We start from the raw sequence: 8135 nt of genomic DNA, 5'->3' as shown, positions 1-8135 counted from the left end.
AACCTGCCAACACGGTTTCTACAGGCACACCGCATGTGAGGAAGTTGCGCCTGCTTCGCAGCCGAGCGGGGATAAATCCCCTCGCCACAAAGAGGCTGTTCACATCCCGGGAGTTTGTCTGTGTGAGGAAGAAATCCACCTATTCCATAGAACTATTGCGCTCAGAGCCACCAGGCATCCCAAAGCGGGTAATCACCGAGGTTATCGACCAGCCCGGCTCGCAAGGGATTATTGATGATATAGCGGGCGATGGGCTCCAGGTCCTCGCCGTCACGGATCGTACGGTCGTGGTAGCCGGTTTGCCACAGCGGTCCGTGACGTCCGGTTTTTCTGTTAACCGCATGCGTACAGCGAGCCTTTACACCGCCAATGACTTCGCCAAGGGAGCCGCGTTGCAATTGCATCAGCCAATGAAAGTGGTCAGGCATGACAACCCAGGCGATGGACTGCGCGACTCCTTGCTGATGAGCCCGGCGCAGTTCGGCAACCAGTAATCGGCCGGTCTGCCAATCTGCAAATACGGGCTGGCGTTCGTGGGTGACCGAGGTGATGAAATAGGCACGACCGTTTTCCGAGAAACGACCTTGGCGCAGACGGTGGGAGTTGGGACGGACTGGCATGTGAGCTTCCTTGCATGTGCTCCTGGCTTTTTCAAAGGTTAGTGGTTGGCCGTCCCGGTCGGCGCTGTAACTGTTGAGCGAAATTTCTGAATCCGTCGGGCGATTTATCCGTGATCAAGCGAGGCGAGATATCACACAGTGGACCAAATGCCCTAGGGCTGAAACATGACGCTGCACCATCGCTGTGCAATACTTCGCGGCTTTTTCAGTGGCGACTTTTCCTACGTAATGCAGGTAATGCCTCTCCGCGGAACCCACTATTGCCGAGAGTTGTCGCTGAATGTTGTGACTTTTAGAGTGAAAAATCCTGCCCTGAGCTTTTTATACTGCACGCCCCGCTGATCTTTCAGGCCCGCCCTGCAAGACGCGTCTGCCCACGAAGCCGACGCGGTTTCCTGCCCAGCCAAGGCCTATCGGCCGACGCTTCGAAACCCGGTGGTCCTATCCAATAACAAGACGAGGTTGTACCCCTATGCCAGTTGGCAATCCTCTGCCGCACGGCGACACCGCTTCGGGCGGTCCGCTCAAACGTGAACTCGGCGAACGGCATATCCGCCTGATGGCACTCGGTGCCTGTATCGGCGTCGGTCTGTTTCTCGGTTCGGCCAAAGCCATCCAGATGGCCGGCCCGGCGATCATGCTTTCCTACATCCTTGGTGGTCTGGCGATCCTGGTGATCATGCGCGCACTCGGCGAAATGGCCGTGCATAACCCGGTGGCCGGTTCGTTCAGCCGCTACGCGCAGGACTATCTCGGTCCGCTGGCAGGCTTTCTCACCGGTTGGAATTACTGGTTTCTGTGGCTGGTGACCTGCGTCGCAGAAATCACTGCGGTGGCGGTGTACATGGGTATCTGGTTCCCGGATGTGCCGCGCTGGATCTGGGCCCTGGCGGCGTTGATCAGCATGGGCTCGATCAACCTGATCGCGGTGAAAGCCTTCGGCGAATTCGAATTCTGGTTCGCCCTGATCAAGATTGTCACCATCATTGCCATGGTCATCGGCGGCGTCGGCATCATCGCCTTCGGTTTCGGCAATGACGGCGTGGCGCTGGGCATTTCCAACCTGTGGGCCCACGGCGGTTTCATGCCCAACGGCGTGACCGGTGTGCTGATGTCGCTGCAAATGGTCATGTTCGCCTACCTCGGTGTCGAGATGATCGGCCTGACCGCCGGTGAAGCGAAGAACCCACAGAAGACCATTCCTGACGCGATCGGCTCGGTGTTCTGGCGGATCCTGCTGTTCTACGTCGGCGCGCTGTTCGTAATCCTGTCGATCTACCCGTGGAATGAAATCGGTACCCAGGGCAGCCCGTTCGTGATGACCTTCGAGCGGCTGGGCATCAAGACCGCAGCCGGTATTATCAACTTCGTGGTGATTACTGCGGCGCTGTCGTCGTGCAACGGCGGCATCTTCAGCACCGGGCGCATGCTCTACAGCCTGGCGCAGAACGGCCAGGCCCCGGCCGGTTTCGCCAAGACCTCGAACAACGGCGTGCCACGCCGCGCGTTGTTGCTGTCGATTGCGGTGTTGCTGTTGGGTGTAGTGCTCAACTATCTGGTACCGGAAAAGGTCTTCGTCTGGGTCACCTCGATTGCCACCTTCGGTGCGATCTGGACCTGGGTGATGATCCTCCTCGCCCAGCTGAAATTCCGCAAAGGCCTGAGCGCCAGCGAACGTGCCGGCCTCAAGTACAAGATGTGGCTGTACCCGGTCAGTTCATATTTCGCCCTGGCGTTTCTGGTACTGGTGGTCGGCCTGATGGCGTACTTCCCGGATACCCGCGTGGCGCTGTATGTCGGGCCGGCGTTTCTGGTGTTGCTGACGGTGTTGTTTTACGTGTTCAAGTTGCAGCCGAACCAGGTTTCGCAAGACGCGGTGCGTTCGATTTCGTAAGTTCAAGCCGCTGAAAAAAACAAAGCCCCGGTCGCAAGATCGGGGCTTTTTTGGTTCACGCGAGCTGATCGCCAGTCTTAGGCCGCTACCACTTCCTGCGGCTCAAAACTGTCCGCCCGCGCCATCTGCCACATCCGCGAATAGAACTCGCCATTCACTTCGCCGGTAAGCAGTTCCCCCGGTTTCAGGAATACATGCAGCTGCGAGAACAACTTGATCTCGGTCGCCGACATGCGCCGCACCAGATGCTTGGCCGACAGTTGCGAAGGATGATCAAGCCCGGCTGCAGCGAGCATCTCCGCCAGCGCTTTGAGCGTGCTGCGATGGAAGTTGTAGACGCGCTGGGCCTTGTCCGGCACCACCAGAGCGCGTTGGCGCAGGGCGTCCTGAGTGGCGACGCCGGTCGGGCATTTGTTGGTGTGGCACGACTGTGACTGGATGCAGCCGATGGCGAACATGAAGCCGCGCGCCGAGTTGGCCCAGTCGGCGCCGATGGCCAGCACGCTGGCGATGTCGAAGGCGCTGACGATCTTGCCGCTGGCACCGAGTTTGATCTTGTCGCGCAGGTTCAAGCCGACCAGGGTGTTGTGCACGAACAGCAAGCCTTCGCGCATCGGCACGCCGATGTGGTCGGTGAACTCGACAGGCGCTGCGCCAGTGCCGCCTTCCTTGCCATCGACGACGATGAAGTCGGGAAGAATGCCGGTTTCCAGCATGGCCTTGGCAATGCCCATGAATTCCCACGGGTGGCCGAGGCAGAACTTGAAGCCCACCGGCTTGCCACCGGACAGTTCGCGCAGTTGCTGGATGAACTGCATCATCTCGATCGGCGTGGAAAACGCACTGTGGCGCGACGGCGAAACGCAGTCTTCGCCCATCAGGATGCCGCGGGTCTCTGCGATTTCTTTGGTGACCTTGTGCTTGGGCAGGATACCGCCGTGGCCGGGTTTGGCGCCCTGGCTCATCTTGATTTCGATCATGCGCACTTGCGGGTTCTGTGCCTGTACGGCGAAGCGTTCCGGGTCGAAACGGCCGTCGCTGGTGCGGCAGCCGAAGTAGCCGCTGCCCAGCTCCCAGGTCAGATCGCCGCCGTGTTCGCGGTGATACGGGCTGATGCTGCCTTCACCGGTGTCGTGGGCGAAATTGCCGAGTTTCGCGCCCTGGTTCAAGGCGCGGATGGCGTTGGCACTTAGCGAGCCGAAGCTCATCGCCGAGATATTGAAGATCGATGCTGAGTACGGCTGCGTGCATTGCGGCCCGCCGACAATGACGCGGAAACCGTTCGGGTCACTCAACGGCGCCGGGCGCATCGAGTGGCCGATGAATTCGAAGCCGGACTGGTAGACGTCGATCAGCGTGCCGAACGGTTTGTCGGCGGTTTCGTTTTTCGCTCGCGAGTACACCAGCGAACGCTGGGCGCGGGAGAAGGGCAGGGCGTCGCTGTCGGACTCGAGCAGGTACTGGCGAATCTCCGGGCGGATACCTTCGACCAGATAACGGATGTTGCCCAGAATCGGATAATTTCGGCGCACTGCATGGCGCGTCTGCAACAAGTCGAACACGCCGAGCAGGCTCAGCACCGCGGTGACGGCGCTGATTGGCCACAGCCAGTCATATTGGAGAAAGGGCAGGCTGGCGAGGGTGAAAATCACACAGACGGCAAAGAAGGCGTAGCGGCTCAGCAGCGACAGGCTCATACGGTTTCCTTGGTTCGGACTCAATTTTGTGCAACGGCACGCATTTCTGTGGGAGCGAGCAGGCTCGCTCCCACAAAAAGCTTTAGTCACATTGTTTCAGGCGTTCTGCGCCTGCAGAAAAATCGAAAACAGCTCGGACTGGGATTTGATCCCCAGCTTGCTGTACATGTGTTTCTTATGGACTTTCACGGTTTCCACGGAGATTTCCAGCTTGCGGGCGATTTCTTTGCTGGAACAACCGCTGAGCATCAAACGCCCTACGTCCAGTTCCCGCGCGGTCAATTGGGCGCCCTTGAGCTGTTGCACCGACGCTTCCAGTTGCACCCGCCAGTCTGCCTGCGCAGGTGCGGCGGCGAGGGCCACGGTTTCGTTGATCTCGTACGGCAGACGCTGGCGCAACAGACCCAGCACCCACGGTTGAATCAAAGACAGCAAAGCGATCTGTTCGCCAGTGAAACGTTTTTCACTGCCCAGCGACAGGCACAGCGTGCGCTCGCCTTCGAGCTGGCAATTGAACTGGATTTCGTCGGCCACCACATTCAGACGAAAGTATCGCTGGTAATACTCGGTCAGCTCGAAATGCTCCGGCGCGACTTCCGAAAGGCGATACAGGCCGGTGCGCGACTGCTCGCGGCAGGCGATGTAGAACGGATCGAGCAGATACAGCCCGCGCAGATAATCCTGGAACAGCGGGTCCGGGCTGCCATCTTCGCCGGGGCATTCGGCGAACACTTGCGGGTGCTGATCGGCGCTGAACAGCAGCACCACCCAGCTATCGAACGCTACGTACTGCTCGAGCAAACGCAGCAGTTGCGCCCAGAAATTCGGCTTGTCGAGCGCGTCGATCAGTTGCCCGACGGCGCGGTGCCAAGTGATGTCATTCAACGAAAGTGTCATCGATCTACCCCTATCGGGTTACCCCGGCCGCGTGATTCCCTGGCCGGTTGCTTGCTGCGCATACTGGCCCACAGACAGGCACCGGGCAATCTTTCCGGGCCGGGCCACATAACAAGGGATATCCATGAAAGTCGAACTCGCCCAACTGGCGGGCCGTGATCACGACACGGCTTACAACCTGCAACGCGCACTGGCGGCGATTGCTGCCTGCGCGGCCGACACGCAGATGATCGTGTTCCCGGAAACCCACCTGATGGGCTTCCCTAACGCCGAAACCGTGGCGCAGATCGCCGAACCGCTCGACGGCCCGACCGTCAGCGCCGTGCTCGCAGCAGCGCGTGAGCGTGACATCGCTGTGGTGATCGGCATGGCCGAGAACGACAACGGCCGCTTCTACAACACTACGCTGCTGATCACCCCCGAAGGCATCGCCCTGAAATACCGCAAGACCCACTTGTGGGCTTCGGATCGCGGCGTGTTCGAAGCCGGCGACCGTTACGCCACCTGCGTGTGGAACGGTGCGCGCGTGGGCCTGTTGATCTGCTACGACATCGAGTTCCCGGAAACCGCCCGCGCCCTGGCGCAACTGGGTGCGGAATTGCTCATCGTCACCAACGGCAACATGGACCCGTACGGCCCGACCCACCGCACCGCGATCATGGCCCGTGCCCAGGAAAACCAGGCGTTTGCGCTGATGGTCAATCGCGTTGATGCAGGGGATGACGGTCTGGTGTTTGCCGGCGGCAGCGCGCTGGTCGATCCGCTGGGGACGCTGCTGTTCGAGGCTGGGCGCGAAGAAGGGCGGTTCAGTGTCGAGCTGGATTTCACGCAACTGGAGATTGCGCGCAAGGATTATCGCTATCTGGATGATCAGCGTTTGAAGTTGCCGGGGGAGGTGGTGGAGCAGGCTTGCGGTGTTCGCGAGCTATTGATTCCACACCCATAACCGCTGCCCTCACCCTAGCCCTCTCCCGGAGGGAGAGGGGACTGACCGAGGTGTAGTTTCGAAATACATCGACCTGAGATACCGAGTCGAACTCAGATATTGAAGTCCACATAGATCGGCTCCCTTTCCCCCTCGCCCCCTTTGGGGGAGAGGGCTGGGGTGAGGGGGGGTAACGATCTTCAGTCGAACAAAAATAATCAGCCACACCCGAAATTTTCGCCGAACCCGGCTCTGCCATAAATCCAATAACATTCGGAGTAAGTCGCCCATGGCTCGTTTGCAACGCACCCTTTCGCTAGGGTCGGTGGTGCTGTTCGGCATCGCCTACATGACGCCGATCATTGTCCTCGGCACTTTCGGCATCCTCGCCCAGTCCACCGCCGGCATGGTGCCGGCCGCCTACCTGGCCGCGCTGGTGGCAATGTTCTTCACCGCCATGAGTTACGGACGCATGGCCGCCGCTTTCCCTGTTGCCGGCTCGGCTTACAGCTATGTGCGCAAGGCGATCAGCCCGAAACTCGGTTTCATTGCCGGCTGGGCGGTGTTGCTCGATTACCTGTTCCTGCCGATGGCGATCTGGCTGATCGGCGCCGCTTATCTGGCTTCGGCATTTCCGTCGATCCCGCAATGGATCTGGGTGCTGGCGTTCATCGGCATCACCAGTGCGATCAACATCGTCGGGCTGAAACTGGCTAACGGCATCAACGCCTTGCTGATGCTGGTGCAGTTCCTCGTATTGATTGCCTTCGTTGCGCTGTGCGTGCACTACATCGGCGGCGATGCGAGCACGCCGCTGTGGTCGATCAAACCGTTCTTCAACGGCGACATGCAGATGCCGCTGATCATGAGCGGCGCGGCGATTGCCTGCTATTCATTCCTTGGCTTCGACGCTGTGAGCACCCTGACCGAAGAGACCCGCGATCCACGCCGCACCATTCCCCGGGCGATCATGCTGATCACCCTGATTGGCGGCCTGATTTTCGTCGGCGTTTCGTACTTCGTGCAGATCGCTCATCCATCGTTCCAGTTCGACAGCGTCGACTCGGCAGCCTATGAAATTGCGCGCAACATCGGTGGCGACCTGTTCGTGTCGATCTTCCTGATCGGCCTGATCGTCGGCCAGTTCGCCTCGGGGCTGTCGGCCCAGGCCAGCGGTTCGCGACTGCTGTTCGCCATGGGCCGCGACGGCGTCTTGCCGAAGTCGTTTTTCGGCACCTTGCACGCGCGCTTCGGCACCCCGGTCAACAGCATTCTGTTGTGCGCGGCGGTGGCGTTGCTGGCGCTGAAACTCGACGTCACCACCTCGACCTCGTTCATCAACTTCGGCGCGTTCCTGGCGTTCAGCCTGGTCAACCTGTCGGTGATCTTCCATTACTGGATCGGCGGCGAGAAAAAAGGTCCGCGCGAGCTGCTGCTGTTTCTGCTCTGCCCGCTGATCGGTCTGGTGGCCGACCTGTGGCTGATGGTCAGCCTTGATCATCTGGCGGTGTGGCTGGGGCTGAGCTGGCTGGCGATTGGTGTGGTGTATCTCGCCGTGCTGACGGGTGGTTTCCGCCGTCAGCCGCCGGAACTGGATTTTCAGGAAGCGACCTGAGCTTCGTGGCTTGGCTTCCCTCTGACGGGCATGGGATCCTTGGCGCTTTTGCGCCAAGGGATTCCTTTATGTCGACCATTCATATCGCCGCTGCGCTGCTGCTCAACCCGCAAGGCCAGACTCTGCTGGTGCGCAAGCGCGGCACCACGGCGTTCATGCAACCGGGTGGCAAGATCGAAGCCCACGAGTTGCCAGTGCACGCATTGGCCCGTGAGCTGGAAGAAGAACTCGGGCTGCAGATCGACCCGGCGCAGGCGATTTTCCTCAACAGTTTTTCCGCCCCCGCCGCCAACGAGCCGGGCTTTATTGTCCATGCGGAAATATTTCAACTGACCATCGACACTGATGTCTGCCCGGCGGCGGAGATCGAGGAAGTCATCTGGGTCGATCCGGCCACTGATCCGGCGCTCGAGCTGGCGCCATTGACACGCGAGCACATCCTGCCGTTTTATCGCCGTTCACTGACGGCACTCGCCTGATCATTCCC

Annotated in this window: 7 protein-coding genes; 4 read left to right on the top strand and 3 right to left on the bottom strand. The window is 60.0% G+C overall.

Annotation, left to right across the window (positions count from 1 at the left end; all coding sequences use genetic code 11):
* Window positions 1-161: 161 nt before the first annotated feature.
* Window positions 162-620: a transposase gene (locus D8U82_RS13865; protein WP_130902358.1), complete on the bottom strand. Its 459-nt coding sequence runs from the start codon at window positions 618-620 to the stop codon at window positions 162-164.
* A 472-nt stretch (window positions 621-1092) separates the two neighbouring features.
* Here D8U82_RS13865 and D8U82_RS13860 point away from each other — a divergent pair, with 472 nt between their 5' ends.
* Entirely contained in the window at window positions 1093-2514 is a 1422-nt protein-coding gene (locus D8U82_RS13860) for an amino acid permease (RefSeq protein ID WP_024014178.1), read from the top strand.
* A gap of 77 nt (window positions 2515-2591) precedes the next feature.
* Here the strand turns inward: D8U82_RS13860 and D8U82_RS13855 are convergent, their stop codons facing one another.
* Both D8U82_RS13855 and D8U82_RS13850 read right to left on the bottom strand, forming a co-directional pair.
* Window positions 2592-4211 (bottom strand): FMN-binding glutamate synthase family protein, encoded by a 1620-nt coding sequence (locus tag D8U82_RS13855; RefSeq protein ID WP_130902357.1) that lies wholly within the window; start codon window positions 4209-4211, stop codon window positions 2592-2594.
* 96 nt (window positions 4212-4307) lie between these two features.
* On the bottom strand, window positions 4308-5108 hold the full coding sequence (locus tag D8U82_RS13850; protein ID WP_130902356.1) for a LuxR C-terminal-related transcriptional regulator: 801 nt from the start codon (window positions 5106-5108) through the stop codon (window positions 4308-4310).
* Between the two features lie 124 nt (window positions 5109-5232).
* Here D8U82_RS13850 and D8U82_RS13845 point away from each other — a divergent pair, with 124 nt between their 5' ends.
* From D8U82_RS13845 to D8U82_RS13835, 3 genes are all read left to right on the top strand, one after another.
* Entirely contained in the window at window positions 5233-6054 is an 822-nt protein-coding gene (locus D8U82_RS13845; protein WP_130902355.1) for a carbon-nitrogen hydrolase family protein, read from the top strand.
* A 268-nt stretch (window positions 6055-6322) separates the two neighbouring features.
* Entirely contained in the window at window positions 6323-7648 is a 1326-nt protein-coding gene (locus D8U82_RS13840) for an APC family permease (RefSeq protein ID WP_024014173.1), read from the top strand.
* A gap of 68 nt (window positions 7649-7716) precedes the next feature.
* Window positions 7717-8127 (top strand): NUDIX domain-containing protein, encoded by a 411-nt coding sequence (locus D8U82_RS13835; RefSeq protein ID WP_071173448.1) that lies wholly within the window; start codon window positions 7717-7719, stop codon window positions 8125-8127.
* The last annotated feature ends 8 nt before the right edge of the window (window positions 8128-8135 follow it).

Origin of the sequence: Pseudomonas sp. Sample_23 (genome assembly GCF_004307595.1) — a bacterium.
Classification (GTDB): Bacteria; Pseudomonadota; Gammaproteobacteria; order Pseudomonadales; family Pseudomonadaceae; genus Aquipseudomonas; species Aquipseudomonas atacamensis.
Note: the sequence above shows the minus strand (reverse complement) of the source record. Positions and strands in the feature narration are given on the sequence as shown.

Coding starts and splice junctions, on each gene's coding strand:
- D8U82_RS13865 (WP_130902358.1), bottom strand. CDS start 620: ATGCCAGTCCGTCCCAACTCCCACCGTCTGCGCCAAGGTCGTTTCTCG.
- D8U82_RS13860 (WP_024014178.1), top strand. CDS start 1,093: ATGCCAGTTGGCAATCCTCTGCCGCACGGCGACACCGCTTCGGGCGGT.
- D8U82_RS13855 (WP_130902357.1), bottom strand. CDS start 4,211: ATGAGCCTGTCGCTGCTGAGCCGCTACGCCTTCTTTGCCGTCTGTGTG.
- D8U82_RS13850 (WP_130902356.1), bottom strand. CDS start 5,108: ATGACACTTTCGTTGAATGACATCACTTGGCACCGCGCCGTCGGGCAA.
- D8U82_RS13845 (WP_130902355.1), top strand. CDS start 5,233: ATGAAAGTCGAACTCGCCCAACTGGCGGGCCGTGATCACGACACGGCT.
- D8U82_RS13840 (WP_024014173.1), top strand. CDS start 6,323: ATGGCTCGTTTGCAACGCACCCTTTCGCTAGGGTCGGTGGTGCTGTTC.
- D8U82_RS13835 (WP_071173448.1), top strand. CDS start 7,717: ATGTCGACCATTCATATCGCCGCTGCGCTGCTGCTCAACCCGCAAGGC.